Origin of the sequence: Haloplanus sp. XH21 (assembly GCF_023276355.1) — an archaeon.
Classification (GTDB): domain Archaea; phylum Halobacteriota; class Halobacteria; order Halobacteriales; family Haloferacaceae; genus Haloplanus; species Haloplanus halobius.
Genome location: NZ_JALLPL010000001.1, coordinates 1,683,219 through 1,696,560, shown reverse-complemented (window position 1 = coordinate 1,696,560; position 13,342 = coordinate 1,683,219). Strand labels below are relative to the sequence as shown.

The window sequence follows — 13,342 nt, the reverse complement described above, 5'->3', positions numbered from 1 at the left end:
CAGCCATCGTCTGTCACCGGTGCCAGGGGGTATCGTAAAATAGTGGCCGAGCCATGCGCTTGGCATGAACTCCGCCCGGTCCCTCCAGCGACTCGCCCGAGGTGCCGCGACGGTCGCCGGCCTCGTGGGTGCGTATCATTTCCTCTTCCTGATGGGTGCGTTCGGCCCCGTCTCCTGCTGGCGGTCGACCTCCGCGACCGGATCGGCCGCCAGTAACGGCACGGAAACGACCACCACGCCGACCGTCACCCGTGGCTGTGAGTCCGGCATCGACGCGCTGCTCGGCGGCGCCGGCGGCGGCAACGCTCAGATACTCTTCTCTTGGGCGCTCGTGTTGCTCGTCCTCGTCGCGGTCGGCGTGTACAGTTCGTGGACCAACCGCCGACGTCTCACGTGGGGAACGGTCGTTGCTGGCGCCGCAATCACTGTCGTCGGCGTGTTCAGTATCGGCTGGTATTTCCTGCTCCCGACGCTGTTCCTCCTGCTTTCCGCGACCGCACTCTCGGTCGACGCCCGCCGCGAGTAGGACGCGGACCCCGATGTCGCTCGTCTCCGAGGAGTGATCCGGGAGCGATCCGATTATCGGTCACGGAACCAGGAGGAGCGATAGAGGAACACACTGGTCACGAGAGCGCTCCCGAACGCGAGGGCTGCGGCGAGCACCCCCGTCGGATCGGGGACGAACAGCGGCCCGAGCGCGCCCCCGACGAGGAGGCCGACGATCACACAGAGAACGCCCCGGAACGGGTGGCTGGCCATATCTGGACGCGACGGGCCATCGGGATGGGTCTTCCGTTGGGGTATGGCGGGACCGCTCGATCAGCGGCAACAGCGCTGTTGAGATCCTCCACGGTGGAATGGCGTCCGGAATACAGCAGCTGTCTCCGTCAGGGAAGCCCGTTTGATCCTCCTGGCGATGAACTGTCCGCGGAGTGAGAGGTGACTGGGAGTCGTGGTACCTCGACCCTCGGAAAGGTTATCACTCACCCACCCTTCTGTGTGGTTGTAATGGCAAACGGTACGGTTGATTTCTTCAACGACACAGGCGGCTACGGGTTCATTTCGACTGACGACGGCGACCTCGACGACGACGAAGACGTGTTCTTCCACATGGAAGACGTCGGCGGCGAAGACCTTACGGAAGGTACTGAGGTCGAGTTCGACATCGAGGACTCCCCCAAGGGTCCCCGCGCGACGAACGTCGTCCGGCAGTAATACTGAGACACGACTGTCGTTCATAGCGACAGACACCAACCCCGATTTTTTCAGCGATCACACGGCCGAGCTGACGCTATCTGTACCCTCTCTGCAGCACGACCGTCGACACCGGGCATCGCTTGCGGCTTTCGACACGGCCGTAGCGTAGCAACGTATTTGTCGCTCGGCCGAGACGACGCTGACACACCGCGATGCCCGTCCTTGACGACCTCTCCGGCTTCGAGTTCGAGGATCTGATGGAAGATGTCTTCCGGACCCTCGGCTACGAGAACGTCCGGCAAGCGCGGAAGACGGCCGACGAGGGGCGGGACGTCATCATGGAAGAGGTCGTCGACGGCACCCGTCGGGCGGTCGTCGTCGAGTGTAAGCACACGGAGACGGTTGGCCGACCGGTCGTGCAGAAACTCCACTCCGCGATCGCGACGTTCGAGTTCGACGGGCCGAAACGCGGGATGGTCGTCACGACGGGGCGGTTCACGACGCCCGCACAGGAGTACGCCACCCGACTCCAGCGCAACGACGATCCGTACCCGATCGAACTCGTCGACGGGCAGGACCTGCGCGACATCGCCGACGACATCGGTCTCGACCTCTACAACGGGCGGATCGAGATCCTCTGTGACGAGACGCTCCGTCCCTACGACCCGTCGGCGTCCGTGTCGGCGCCCGTCGCGGCGGCGTTTCGCGATATCGAGAACATCGAGGCCGCCGAACTTCCGGAGCCACACTCGCGGGTGACGTTCCGGCCGGTCGTCGTGCTGACCGCCGACACGAACGCCGTCTTCGAGACGTCCGTCGGCGTCGTTCACCGGATCGACGACCGGTCGCGGTTCGTCGTCCACGCGGAGCGGGGTCACCCCGAGGTGGCCGACGCCGATGTCGCGGCGCTCGTCACCGAGAACGCGCACGCGACGGTCGCCCTCGACGACCGGTTCGAAGCCGCGTTCGACGCTGTCGATGAGCACCGATTCGGGCAGACCCAGACCGAGTACAAGGAGTGGGCGGTCGACCGACTGCGGACACACCACACGACGACGGTGACCTATACGGGCGACAACAACGTCACGTACGACAAGACCTGCGAGCCGAACCGCTCGGACGTGTCGGTGCAGTCGATCGATCCCGTCTACCTTCCCGAGGTCCGGCACACGACGGCGGTACAGGACTACTCGCATCCATACGAGTACTACGCGGCGGGCCCGTCGCGGGTGACGAGCGAGGACGGGATTCACCGCTGCGTTCACTGCGAGGCGAGCGGCGTCGACGAGACGTACACCTACTGCCCCAACTGTGGCGCGATCGCGTGCCGCAGCCACATCGAAACCGAACGGCTGGAGGGCGAGCCGGTCTGTACGGGCTGTGCAGTCACCGAGCGGTTCGCGCTGCAGACGAAGTATTTCTACGACGAGGACAACCTCGAGACGTTCCGCGACACGTACGCGGCGATGCCGCTTCACGAGAAGGCGATGGAGAACAAACCGCTCGTCGGCGGCGCCCTCGTCACGGCGCTGCTGGTCGTCGTGGGCCTGCTCGTTGTCAGCGGGGTTATCTGAGCCGTCCCTACGTCCCACCGGGAGCGTGCGCACGGCGATAGCGCCGACCCAGCGCGTACACCAGTCCGACGACTGCGCCGATCCAGAGCACGGCGGGATCGATACTCATCGAGATCTCCGTCGGTGTCGACACGAACGAGAACAGGAAGGTGACCGTGTCCAGTGTCCCGACCGACAGGGACGCGCCGCCGAGAACGTCCAGAACGATCGGCCCGCCGACGGCGACGCCGAGAACCACGCCGACGGCCGCGACGGCGCCGTTCCTGCTCGAACGCATCGAAACGGACCGTCCCGGCCGACGCAGTGCGGTCCCGAAACCCCGGCGATCAGCGCGACGTGTCGAGCGAGGCCGTCAGCTGCTCCTGTGTGTCCAGCCCTTCGTGGAATCGATCGACGAGTTCCGCCTGGTGGTCCTGACAGGCCAGGATGCCCACAGCCCCGTCCTGGACGGAGACCACCGGGTGTCCGATGTCGTACCGGGCGAGCTGACAGCTGGGACAACGGATGCCGCCCGCCGGCGGATGGTCGATGACGTCCGTCCGATCCGTCGCCGTCAGTCCACAGACGGAGGCGAACTCCGTGACGTGGTCGTCGCACCCGACAACGGGTACCGTGAGCCGATCGAGCAGCAGGAACGATAGCGTGTGACCGTCCCGGTTCTGGAGCGCGGACTCACACGCCTCACACTGGATCGGCGGAGGGTGCTGCACCTCGTCGGGGGACGACCGGGTAGCATCTCCTGAAGGCATTACGGTGTGTGTCGCCTGGGTGGCCCAGGTAGGTAAGTGGTGGGAAGAGACGACAGCCGACGGACGGGGTGAGCGACGGGTATCCGAACTTTAAACGTTATATGCGGGCCTCGCACAGTGGGGGTATGCACATCCCAGTCCACATCGGGATCGAACACCCGAGTCTACTCTGGATCGTCGCCGTCGGGTTCCTCACGTTCCTGGCCGGATTAGGCGTCAACCTCTACCGACAGGGGGCCGAGGATGTCACCGCCGGGATGTCCGACGAGCAGTTCGACTAGCGGGCAGTAGCTCTCTCCGAGACGGCCAGCGCGTACCGGTAGAGTTCGCCGTCGTACCACAGAAGCCTCCCGTTCGCCATCGTATCGACGGCACCCAGACCGAGCGCGTCGAGCAGCGTCTCGAACGTGTCGGAGAGCGGCGCCGGCTCCGAATACGTCCCGCGGGCGACCGTCCGTTCGAGCAGGTCACTGACGTCGCGTGCCAGCGCGTCCGGCGCGAGGTCGGCGTCGATCCGCGAGCCGAAGACGACCTCACGGAACTGCTCGCGGGAGCGAGCCACGTCGATGGCGAGCGCCGTCCGTGCCGTCTCGACGATCCGCTCTTGGGTGATGTCGACGCGGTACGCCCACGTGCCGCTCTCGGTCATCGTGACGATCCGTCCATCCAACTCGCCGGTGCCGAGCCGGCTCTCGAGTTCTGCCGGGCGGCGCAGAACGTACGCATCGCCCCGAAGCAGGTCGGCGGTGCTCGTCCCACCGTCGGTGTGCGTGTAGCTGTGGAGGATCTTGAGCACCCGCGCACTCGGGCGTTCGAGCCGATCGATCAGTAGGGCGTCCTCGGGGACCTCGGCTTCCGGGACGGGATCGACGCGAACGAGCGTGCGATCCATCGTCTCACGCCCGGTGACGACGTGTGCCGTGCGGTAGTACGCCCCCTCGTGCTCCACGTAGGCGTCGTCGGGGAGCGGTTCGTAGCCGTACGTCGTGTGTCGTCCGTCGGGGAGAATTGCGTCGAGGGCGGTTCGAGCAGAGTCGCCGAACAGCGCGTCGGCGTCGGGTTCGTAGAGCGCGTGGTCGACTGGCGAGGCATCGACCGAGTCGATGCGGAGGCTGTACTCCGGGCTGGCGTCGTCGGAGAATGTGGTCGACGAACAGCCGGCGAGTGCGGCGAGCGTCGTCGCACCGACTGCCTGAAGGGCGTGTCGCCGGGTGAGAGCTACGGACGAATCGGAGACCATAGTCGGACGTATGCGTTCACCCACAGAAACGTGTCGGGACAGGTGGCCCCGCCGAGGTCGCCGCCCGGTCGTCATGCGAGTGGCCGCGATCCACGCCAGAAGCGTGCGTCATGCGTCCAGCAGGCGACCGACGAGTCGTCGGTGGTGCCGTTAGGTGACGGTCTTCGTTTCGCTCGCCGTCGCGCTGTCGTCGTCGGTAACCACCAGCGTCACCGCCGTCCCCGACGGTACGTTCGCCTCCGAGACGGCGTCGCCAGTGTAGTCGACGGCGCCGTCACTGCCGACGTACCACTCGTACGAGACGATGGTGCCGTCGGGGTCACTCGCGGCGGACGCATCCAGGTCGACGTTGGACGACCGCCCTCTGCGGGACGCCGTGAACGCCGCTACCGGCGGCTGATTCGACGGGGTCGGTGTCGCCGTCGGCGTTGCGGTCTCCGTTGGCGCCCCCGTCGCCGTCGGCGTTGCGGTCGACGTGGCCGGCATCGCGGGTGGCGCTGGCGTCGCCGTCGCCGTCGGCGTCACCGGCCCGGTTCCCGGCCATCGGGCGAGTACGGTGCCTCGGCCCGAGCCACGCCAGATCACGTAGAGCGTCTCGTTGGCCGCATTGGGCACGTGACAGTCCGTCCCCAGATCCACCTCGGGCAGCGTGCGCTGACAGGACTGTCCATCCGTCCCGGCGTAGTTGCCAAGCGATCCCCGTGACGCCGACGTGACGTACAACTGGGTCCCATCGATCGCATCGCCCCCGGTGTGGCTGATTTCTACCGTCGTCCCCTCTGCGTTGAGCGAAAACATCGCCCGCGGTTCGTCCTGTTCGAGTTCGTCGATGGAGCTGAGAACGTACGCGCCGGCAACGGTCGCCAGAAGCACGGCCAGCGCGACCAGCAGGATCACGCCGATGGAGGATGTCACTCCGCGCCGTGATTCGGGCGGGGACATACGCGATGCCAGATTCCCAGGGCCTTAATTTCTCTCCAAAAGAAAAGGAAGTAACAGCGTTCGTCAGGCGTAGTCGATGCGCACGACACGCCGTGGGATGCCGAACCGCTACTGTCCGACGATATCTGATTCGAGGCCCGCCACCTGCTCGATGATCGTTTCGATGTCGTCTTCGGCGACGCCGTTTTCCTCCAGCGCTTCCGTGAGATACAGCGCGACACGGTCGAAGGCGTCTTCGGTGATTCCCATGCCCTCGTGTGCCTGCTGCATGTCCGCACCGTCGTACGAAACGGGGCCACCGGCGACGGCACTGATGAACTGCACCTGGTGGGAGTACAGCGCCTCGCGGTCGATCCCGTCGAAGTACGGTTCGAGGAGCGGATCCGCGAACACGCGGTCGTAGAAGTCCGACACGACGGCTTCGACGGCCTCGCGGCCGCCGATTTTGGCGTACAGCGACTGACTCTCTGTCATCGGCCAGACGGTGAGTGTCGCAGTATAAGATGTCGTCGATAAAATATGTTCGGAGATATGCTTAAGTAGCGTGGTGTCTATTCAATTTTCTATCACTTTTGGTCTCAAAACCGAGAACGGTGTGGAATGCGGATCTCGAATCCGCGATCAGTCCTCACGCTCGTCGCCACCGTCGGCAGCGATCGTGTCGCGCCGGGAGGCAGCCAACCACGCCCACTCGTTGGTCCGAAGTCCCTTCGCTTCGAGATCCCAGGGGTCACCGTCGCGGATCCGCGGCCCCTCGCGCCACGACTGGACGAGGTTCCAGAGGAAGACGAGCTGTCCCAGGGCGAGTACGATCGCCCCGAGCGTCGCGAAGCGGTGCAACAAGGCGAACACGTCGACCGGGCCGACGGGCGCCGCGTACGACGCGTACCGTCGGGGCATTCCGGCGTACCCGAGCAACACCATCGGGAAGAACGTGAGGTTCGTCCCGACCATGGTCAGCCAGAAGTGGGCTTTCCCGAGGCGGCGCTGGTATAGCCGGCCGGAGACCAGGGGGAACCAGTAGTAGATCGCCGCGAAGACCGCGAAGGCGATCCCGCCCATGATGACATAGTGGAAGTGAGCGACGACGTGGTACGTGTCGTGGAGCACGAGATCGACGGGGATCGCGGCCTCGAACACGCCGGTCACACCGCCGATGATGAAGTTGGCGATGAATCCGATACAGAACAGCATCGGCGTCGTCAGGCGGAGCTGCCCGTTCCACATCGTCGTGATCCAGTTGAACGTCTTGACGGCCGACGGGATGGCAATCGCGATGGAGACGGCCATGAACGAGGCGCGCAGGCGTGGGTCCATGCCGGTGGCGAACATGTGGTGGGCCCAGACGCCGAAGGAGAGCACGCCGAGTGCAAGCGTGGAGTAGACAACGAACTTGAATCCGAACAGCCGCCGGCCGGAGAACCGCGGGAGGATGAGGCTGATCAGTCCCATCGGCGGAAGGACGAGGATGTACACCTCGGGATGGCCGAAGAACCAGAACAGATGTTGCCAGAGCATCGTGCCCCCGGCCTCGATCGCGAAGAAACGGGTTCCGAGGTTGCGATCCAGCAGAAGCATGACGAGCGCACTCCCGAGCAGGGGAAACGAGAAGATGATCTGTCCGGATTGGACGAGGACGGTCCACGAGAAGATGTCGAGGTTGGCCCAGGTGACCTCCTCGGCGCGTTCGGTGAGGATGGTCGCGACGAAGTTGATGGCGCCCATCGTCGCCGAGACGCCGGTGAGATGGAGACCGAGGAGCATCAGGTCGACGCCAGCACTGGCCTGATTGCCACCGCCGCTCCCCGTCGAGAGCGGCGTGTAGAGCGTCCAGGCGGTCTGGGCGGGGATCACGTCGCCGAGCGGGAAAAAGCCCGCCCAGATGAGGAGCGCGCCCGGCGGTAGCAGCCAGAACGCGATGGCGTTGATCCGGGGGAACGCCATGTCGTCCGCCCCGATCAACAGCGGAATCAGATAGTTCGCAAAGGCCGCGAGTATCGGCGTCCCGAACAGGAACAGCATCGTGATGCCGTGGCTCGTCAGCAGCGAGTTGTAGAACGCCGCGTTGAGCAGATCCGACGCCGGCGTCAGCAGTTCCAGTCGCATCAGCAACACTGCGACCCCACCCCACGCGAACGAGAGGACGGCGAAGGTGCCGTACAGCAGCCCGATATCCTTGTGATCGACGGTCGTTAGCCAGCGAAGCAACCCCGACGGCTTGTTGGTCGTCGGGTCCGTCTCCGTCTCGTCGCCGTACCCCGCGCCAGCGAGTGCGTACGTGCGCCAGTTCTCTAGACGAGTCACCGCGAGCAGGGCGACGATCAGGAGACCACCCATCGTCAACGTCAGCAACGGCGATATCTCGACCATGCAGCAAGCACCTCTCAGTTCCGTATAGAGGTTGTCGGGGACATGTTCGGCCCGGCCCGGATCCCGGGTGGCTGGTGCGTCGTGGTCGGTTCGCTATCGTCGGATCACAGCGAGCGATCCCGGCAGAACATATATATAATCACCATCACTGCATCACTGGGGCGTGTTCGACGGGGAATCCGTGTGTTCGACCGTGATGGACCCTATTCTCGGCGTTTCCGTTTCGAAATTGTTTTATGCGACCGATACACACTTATGGTAAGGACTCCCCACCGCACGTCTCCTTCCGTCTCTCTCGGTGCGGGCGCCTCGTAAGCCACCATGAGCGATACAACGACCTATACGACGAAAGCGACCGAGCAGGAGCAAACGGAATCGGAAACCGTCGAGTCACCCAGCTGTCCGGAGTGTACGGGCAACCTCGTCACTGACGAGGAACACGGCGAGACGGTGTGTGCCGACTGCGGCCTCGTGGTCGAGGAAGACGAGATCGACCACGGCCCCGAGTGGCGCGCCTTCGACTCCAGCGAACGCGATTCGAAGTCCCGGGTCGGCGCGCCGACGACCCAGATGATGCACGACAAGGGGCTGTCGACCAACATCGGTTGGCAGAACAAGGACGCCTACGGCAAGACGCTGAGCGCCAGTCAGCGCGAGAAGATGCAGCGTCTGCGCACGTGGAACGAGCGGTTCCGCACCCGCGACTCCAAGGAGCGCAACCTGAAGCAGGCCCTCGGCGAGATCGACCGCATGGCCTCCGCGCTCGGCCTCCCCGAGAACGTCCGCGAGACGGCGAGCGTCATCTACCGTCGCGCGCTGAGCGAGGACCTGCTCCCCGGTCGCTCCATCGAAGGCGTCGCCACGGCCGCGCTCTACGCCGCCGCCCGCCAGGCCGGCACCCCCCGCTCGCTCGACGAAATCGCCACCGTCTCCCGCGTCGAGAAGATGGAGTTGACCCGGACGTACCGCTACGTCGTCCGCGAACTCAAGCTCGAAGTCAAACCCGCGGACCCTGAGCAGTACGTCCCCCGCTTTGCCTCCGAACTCGACCTCTCGGAGGAGGCGGCCCGGCAGGCCCGGGAACTGCTCCGGTCGTCGCGTGACCGCGGCGTCCACAGCGGCAAGAGCCCGGTCGGGCTCGCCGCCGCCGCCATCTACGCCGCCGCCCTCCTCACCAACGAGACGGTGACCCAGAGCGAGGTGTCCGAAGTCGCCAACATCAGCGAGGTCACCATCCGCAACCGGTACAAGGAACTGCTCGAAGCCAAGGGCCAGGCCGACGCGAACTAAGACGCCCAGCCCCGCTGTTCGGCCACTGGGCGATTTCTTCTCACGGACGATCAGGTGTCTTACTGGAACCCGCAGCCGATTTCGTCTTCGATGAGACCGTCGAGAATGTCCGGTCACTCTCTGACCCGCATACACTGCAGTTGGGGGTAATCCACGTGTGTGTCGGTGAGCGAGACGGCCACATTCATACTCCGGGGGCTGTATGCTCCGCGTAATGCCCGACATCGAGATCACGCCCGAACAGGAGGAGCGACTGCGCGCCCTCCAGGAGGAGATCGCCCGCGACGTGGTCGGCAAATACGGCCACGTCCGCCCTCGCGACGCCGTGGAGTATCTCCTCGATCGGTACGAGAACGACGACGCGACGGCGGACGTGGACACGGTGGAACCGGTCAATGAGACGGGCGACGGAACGGGCGACGCCGACGAATCGAACGCAGACGACGCCACGTCGTCGGGAGACGCGACGGACGGAACGGACGCCACGGCGCGCGTCGTCAGCGAGGGCGACGATGACGCCGACGCGGGCGGCGACGACGCCATGCTCGACGAGATGATGAATCTTCTCGACACCCACGACGACAAGTGGGGCGAGTCGTCGGGCGACGAGCGGTACGCCGTCGAGCTACCGGACGGATCGTCGGAACAGGTCCGGACCAAAGACGACGTGAAAGCGCTGCTGTTCAAGCATTACCGATGACCGGCCTGCTCTCCCGACTCCGGGCGTGGATCGGGGCGGTCTTCGGTGGCGGGGATGACGACGAATCGGCCGACAGCGAAGCGGGCGGCGCGACTCACGACTCAGGAGACGGTCCGGCGGTCGTCCACCGCGACACCCGCCCTCTCGAGACGCCGAAGACGCTCTCTCGGGACGCCGACCACACGCTGACCCCGACCGCTCCGCACGACGACGCCACGCCCGACGAGCGCGACCCGCCCCGCGTCGACGTTCCCGATGCCGAAGGTGACTCCGCGTCTGCCGACGATGTCGAGATATCGATCCCGGACGCCGAACCGACAGCGGTCGGCGAGGCGCGGGCGAACGACGGCGCCGAAACGGCGTCCGACGCCGCGTTCGTCTGCTCGGTCTGTGGGACGGCCGTCGACGATCCGGACGCGACCTGCCCGCTCTGTCACTCGTCGGACGTGGTTCCCGCCGGGGAGCGAGACGACGACGCACCGTCGGTTCGGGGGCGAACCGCGGTGTCGAACGCCGACGACGACGCCGTCGACCGCCTGCGTGACGTGCGGGGAAACGGCGAGTAACCCAGGGTTTTTCGCCACCGGACACCGACTCTCGGGCGTGAATATTCGCGGGACGATTCTGGACGTGGGTGCGGTGCGCTCGGTGTCGACGGACCACGGCGAGCGCGAACTGGTCGAGGTGGAACTCCGTCCCGACGACGCCGCGACGTACGGGGAATCGGTGACGATGACGCTCTGGGGGAAGTGGACCCACACCGCCGAGCACGCCGCCGAAGGGATGGACCTCCTCGTGACCGACGCCGAAGCGGGGGATCAGGGACGAGGCTACGCCACCACCGGCGACTCCTACGTCGTCCTCGAGCCCGACTTCCTGGTCGACGTGACCGACGTGCGCTCGTGGGTGCAGTGCCCGCGGATGTACTACCTGAACAAACTCTCGGGCGTCCCCCTCGCGTACCCCGTCGTGAAAGGGACCATCGTCCACGAGGTGTTCGGCGACCTGTTGCGCGGGCGTGATCTCGACGACGCCGTCGCGGACCACGTCGAGGCGGCGGGCCTCGAACTCGGCCTGCTCGGCCACGAGGCGAGCGAAGTACGCGACGAGGTGCGGCGCAACGCCGCCGCCATCGAGGGCTGGTTGGCCCAGGGCACGCTCACCGAAGAGGACGAATGGCGCTCGGAGTACACGCTCATCAGCCCTACCTTCGGCATCAAGGGCCGGGCCGACGCCCTCCGGCGGGGGATGCCCGTCGAACTCAAGACGGGGAAGAACACGAACCGCGAGCCACGCTTCCACGACAAGATCCAGGCGGCGACGTACGCCCTTCTCCTCGGCGAGTCGGGCGACCCGCCGGACACCGGCACGCTGCTCTATACGAAGAACGCCGCGCTCGACCGCAGCGAGGCGAGCGGCGATCTCTCGCCCGCCAAGGAGTTTGCCGTCGGCCGCGGCCTGCTGGAGTTCGTCGTGCGCACCCGCAACGAAATCGCGGCCGCGGAGGCCGAGCGCCGTGTGCCGACGGGGTTCGAGGCCGACGCGAAATGCGAGTGGTGTTTCGAGCAGGACACCTGCATGGTCGTCTCCGGTCGCCTGGACCAGGAGTCGAAGGCCGGGCAGATCGGTAGCCCCATTCCCGAGGAGGAACGCGACTACTTCGCCGACTTCTACCGCGCCATCGAGGACGAACGCCGCTCCGTCCACGCCGAATACCGGAAACTCTGGGAACAGACGCCCGAAGAACGCGCCGACGCTGACCGGGCGCTCATCGATCTCGACCCCATCGACCGGCGCGAGCGCCCGGACGGCGACTGGGAACTCCGCGCCCGCGTCCCCGACGGCGCCGTCTCGAAACTCCGGGAGGGCGACGTTGCGCTCGCGAGCGACGGCGATCCCATCGCCGGCGACGCCGAACTCGGCCGCATCGAGCGACTCGACGACGAGGTCGTCGTCCGGACGGACGAACCGCTCGACCTGCGACGACTCGACGTCTACCCCTCCGAGATATCCGTCTCTCGCCAGCTGACGGCGCTCCACGACGCGCTCCTGAAAGGTGACCCGGACCGCAAGGACGTCCTCTTCGGCCGGCGCGACCCCGCTTTCGCCGACGTCGACGAGACGTTCATCGACAACAACGCGGCCCAGAACGCCGCCATCCAACGGGCGCTGGGCGCCCAGGACTTCGCCCTCGTCCACGGCCCACCGGGGACGGGCAAGACCTACACCATTGCGCGCCTCGTCCGAGCGCTCGTCACCCGCGGGGATCGCGTCCTGCTCTCGGCGTTCACGAACCGCGCCGTCGACAACGCGCTCGACGCCCTCCGCAACCAGGGGTTTGAGGACGTGGCCCGCGTCGGGACGGCGACGGGCGTCCGCGACGACATGCTCGACGTGCGCCTCGAACGCCGGGGCGAACCGAACGAGCGGGCGGCGGCGCTCCGTAACGCGCCCGTCGTCGCCGCCACCACCGCGACCTGCGGCTCCCGCGTCCTCCGCGAGGACGAGTTCGACGTGGCCGTCGTCGACGAAGCCTCGCAACTCACCGAACCCGGCACGCTCGCAGCGATCAACCTCGCGGATCGGTTCGTCCTCGTCGGCGACCACCAGCAACTCCCTCCCGTCGTCCAGTCGGGCGACGAACGCCTCCAGCGGTCGCTGTTCGAGCGCCTGCACGACGAGCACCCCGGCGCGGCCGTGATGCTCGACAAACAGTACCGCATGAGCCAGCGCATCCAGGCCTTCGCCTCTCGGGAGTTCTACGACGGCGCGCTCCGCCCTGCCACGCCCGAGGTCGCCGGTGGGAGTCTCGCCGATCTGCCCGGCGTCGACGCCGATTCGCTGCCCGCCCATCTCCGGGAGGGCGTGCGTTTCGTCGACCCCGACGGCCGGCGCGAGGGCAACGCCAACCCCATCGAGGCCGACCGCGTCGCCGCGGTGGTCCAGGAGTACCTGGACGCCGGCGTCGACCCCGACGACGTGGTGGTCATCGCGCCCTTCCGCGCGCAGGTGGCCGAAATTTCGCGGCGGGTCGACGTCGCCGTCGACACCGTGGACCGCTTCCAGGGCTCCAGCGCCGAGGTGGTCGTCGTCTCCTTCGTCGCCACCGGCGACCTCGACGGCCCCATCTTCGAGGACACCCGCCGAGTGAACGTCGCGCTCACGCGGGCGAAGAAGGCGCTCGTCCTCGTCGGCGACGGCGCGGCGCTCGCATCCGAGCCGTTCTACGCCCGGATGCTGGACTGGGCGCGGCGGTGACCGACAGGTTGACGCCCCGGCG

At 66.4% G+C, this 13,342-nt stretch carries 15 protein-coding genes; 8 read left to right on the top strand and 7 right to left on the bottom strand.

What is annotated here, in order from left to right:
* Nucleotides 1-64: 64 nt before the first annotated feature.
* Nucleotides 65-526, top strand: a complete 462-nt coding sequence (locus tag MXB53_RS08790) for a hypothetical protein (RefSeq protein WP_248897002.1) — start codon at nt 65-67, stop codon at nt 524-526.
* Nucleotides 527-579: 53 nt separating this feature from the next.
* On the opposite strand, the gene MXB53_RS08785 is transcribed toward MXB53_RS08790, so the two are convergent.
* Complete coding sequence (locus tag MXB53_RS08785) at nt 580-759, bottom strand: hypothetical protein (RefSeq protein ID WP_248897001.1); 180 nt, start codon at nt 757-759, stop codon at nt 580-582.
* Between the two features lie 249 nt (nt 760-1,008).
* Here MXB53_RS08785 and MXB53_RS08780 point away from each other — a divergent pair, with 249 nt between their 5' ends.
* Together MXB53_RS08780 and MXB53_RS08775 are read left to right on the top strand one after the other, a co-directional pair.
* Nucleotides 1,009-1,215 (top strand): cold-shock protein, encoded by a 207-nt coding sequence (locus MXB53_RS08780; protein WP_248897000.1) that lies wholly within the window; start codon nt 1,009-1,011, stop codon nt 1,213-1,215.
* Between the two features lie 194 nt (nt 1,216-1,409).
* Entirely contained in the window at nt 1,410-2,771 is a 1,362-nt protein-coding gene (locus MXB53_RS08775) for a restriction endonuclease (protein WP_248896999.1), read from the top strand.
* 7 nt (nt 2,772-2,778) lie between these two features.
* Here the strand turns inward: MXB53_RS08775 and MXB53_RS08770 are convergent, their stop codons facing one another.
* Nucleotides 2,779-3,048, bottom strand: coding sequence for a hypothetical protein (locus MXB53_RS08770; RefSeq protein ID WP_248896998.1), 270 nt, complete (start codon nt 3,046-3,048; stop codon nt 2,779-2,781).
* Nucleotides 3,049-3,097: 49 nt separating this feature from the next.
* A complete protein-coding gene (locus MXB53_RS08765; protein ID WP_248896997.1) occupies nt 3,098-3,520 on the bottom strand; it encodes a hypothetical protein in 423 nt (140 codons plus the stop codon).
* A 125-nt stretch (nt 3,521-3,645) separates the two neighbouring features.
* On the opposite strand from MXB53_RS08765, the gene MXB53_RS08760 reads away from it, so the two are divergent.
* A complete protein-coding gene (locus MXB53_RS08760; RefSeq protein ID WP_248896996.1) occupies nt 3,646-3,801 on the top strand; it encodes a hypothetical protein in 156 nt (51 codons plus the stop codon).
* Here MXB53_RS08760 and MXB53_RS08755 read toward each other — a convergent pair.
* The 4 genes from MXB53_RS08755 to MXB53_RS08740 all read right to left on the bottom strand — a co-directional run bounded on the left by MXB53_RS08755 (nt 3,798) and on the right by MXB53_RS08740 (nt 8,072).
* Nucleotides 3,798-4,760 carry a hypothetical protein gene (locus MXB53_RS08755; RefSeq protein WP_248896995.1) on the bottom strand — a complete coding sequence of 321 codons (963 nt, stop codon included), beginning with the start codon at nt 4,758-4,760 and terminating at the stop codon, nt 3,798-3,800. The two genes, MXB53_RS08760 and MXB53_RS08755, sit on opposite strands and share 4 nt — an antisense overlap.
* A gap of 150 nt (nt 4,761-4,910) precedes the next feature.
* Nucleotides 4,911-5,675 carry a type IV pilin domain-containing protein gene (locus MXB53_RS08750; RefSeq protein ID WP_248896994.1) on the bottom strand — a complete coding sequence of 255 codons (765 nt, stop codon included), beginning with the start codon at nt 5,673-5,675 and terminating at the stop codon, nt 4,911-4,913.
* Nucleotides 5,676-5,810: 135 nt separating this feature from the next.
* The gene (locus tag MXB53_RS08745) at nt 5,811-6,176 is read right to left on the bottom strand and encodes a group I truncated hemoglobin (RefSeq protein ID WP_248896993.1); all 366 of its coding nucleotides are present in this window, start codon (nt 6,174-6,176) and stop codon (nt 5,811-5,813) included.
* Between the two features lie 147 nt (nt 6,177-6,323).
* The gene (locus tag MXB53_RS08740) at nt 6,324-8,072 is read right to left on the bottom strand and encodes a cbb3-type cytochrome c oxidase subunit I (RefSeq protein ID WP_425601199.1); all 1,749 of its coding nucleotides are present in this window, start codon (nt 8,070-8,072) and stop codon (nt 6,324-6,326) included.
* A gap of 321 nt (nt 8,073-8,393) precedes the next feature.
* Here MXB53_RS08740 and MXB53_RS08735 point away from each other — a divergent pair, with 321 nt between their 5' ends.
* The 4 genes from MXB53_RS08735 (at nt 8,394) to MXB53_RS08720 (ending at nt 13,320) form a co-directional block, all read left to right on the top strand.
* Nucleotides 8,394-9,362, top strand: a complete 969-nt coding sequence (locus tag MXB53_RS08735; protein ID WP_248896992.1) for a transcription initiation factor IIB — start codon at nt 8,394-8,396, stop codon at nt 9,360-9,362.
* Nucleotides 9,363-9,576: 214 nt separating this feature from the next.
* Nucleotides 9,577-10,062, top strand: a complete 486-nt coding sequence (locus MXB53_RS08730) for a hypothetical protein (RefSeq protein ID WP_248896991.1) — start codon at nt 9,577-9,579, stop codon at nt 10,060-10,062.
* On the top strand, nt 10,059-10,628 hold the full coding sequence (locus MXB53_RS08725; RefSeq protein WP_248896990.1) for a hypothetical protein: 570 nt from the start codon (nt 10,059-10,061) through the stop codon (nt 10,626-10,628). The genes MXB53_RS08730 and MXB53_RS08725 overlap by 4 nt, the downstream gene beginning before the upstream one ends.
* Nucleotides 10,629-10,665: 37 nt before the next feature.
* On the top strand, nt 10,666-13,320 hold the full coding sequence (locus tag MXB53_RS08720) for an AAA domain-containing protein (protein WP_248896989.1): 2,655 nt from the start codon (nt 10,666-10,668) through the stop codon (nt 13,318-13,320).
* Nucleotides 13,321-13,342 lie beyond the last annotated feature (22 nt).

Bases quoted from the DNA above. Each gene is read 5' to 3' on its own strand.
- MXB53_RS08790 (WP_248897002.1), top strand. From the start codon at position 65: ATGAACTCCGCCCGGTCCCTCCAGCGACTCGCCCGAGGTGCCGCGACG.
- MXB53_RS08785 (WP_248897001.1), bottom strand. From the start codon at position 759: ATGGCCAGCCACCCGTTCCGGGGCGTTCTCTGTGTGATCGTCGGCCTC.
- MXB53_RS08780 (WP_248897000.1), top strand. From the start codon at position 1,009: ATGGCAAACGGTACGGTTGATTTCTTCAACGACACAGGCGGCTACGGG.
- MXB53_RS08775 (WP_248896999.1), top strand. From the start codon at position 1,410: ATGCCCGTCCTTGACGACCTCTCCGGCTTCGAGTTCGAGGATCTGATG.
- MXB53_RS08770 (WP_248896998.1), bottom strand. From the start codon at position 3,048: ATGCGTTCGAGCAGGAACGGCGCCGTCGCGGCCGTCGGCGTGGTTCTC.
- MXB53_RS08765 (WP_248896997.1), bottom strand. From the start codon at position 3,520: ATGCCTTCAGGAGATGCTACCCGGTCGTCCCCCGACGAGGTGCAGCAC.
- MXB53_RS08760 (WP_248896996.1), top strand. From the start codon at position 3,646: ATGCACATCCCAGTCCACATCGGGATCGAACACCCGAGTCTACTCTGG.
- MXB53_RS08755 (WP_248896995.1), bottom strand. From the start codon at position 4,760: ATGGTCTCCGATTCGTCCGTAGCTCTCACCCGGCGACACGCCCTTCAG.
- MXB53_RS08745 (WP_248896993.1), bottom strand. From the start codon at position 6,176: ATGACAGAGAGTCAGTCGCTGTACGCCAAAATCGGCGGCCGCGAGGCC.
- MXB53_RS08740 (WP_425601199.1), bottom strand. From the start codon at position 8,072: ATGGTCGAGATATCGCCGTTGCTGACGTTGACGATGGGTGGTCTCCTG.
- MXB53_RS08735 (WP_248896992.1), top strand. From the start codon at position 8,394: ATGAGCGATACAACGACCTATACGACGAAAGCGACCGAGCAGGAGCAA.
- MXB53_RS08730 (WP_248896991.1), top strand. From the start codon at position 9,577: ATGCCCGACATCGAGATCACGCCCGAACAGGAGGAGCGACTGCGCGCC.
- MXB53_RS08725 (WP_248896990.1), top strand. From the start codon at position 10,059: ATGACCGGCCTGCTCTCCCGACTCCGGGCGTGGATCGGGGCGGTCTTC.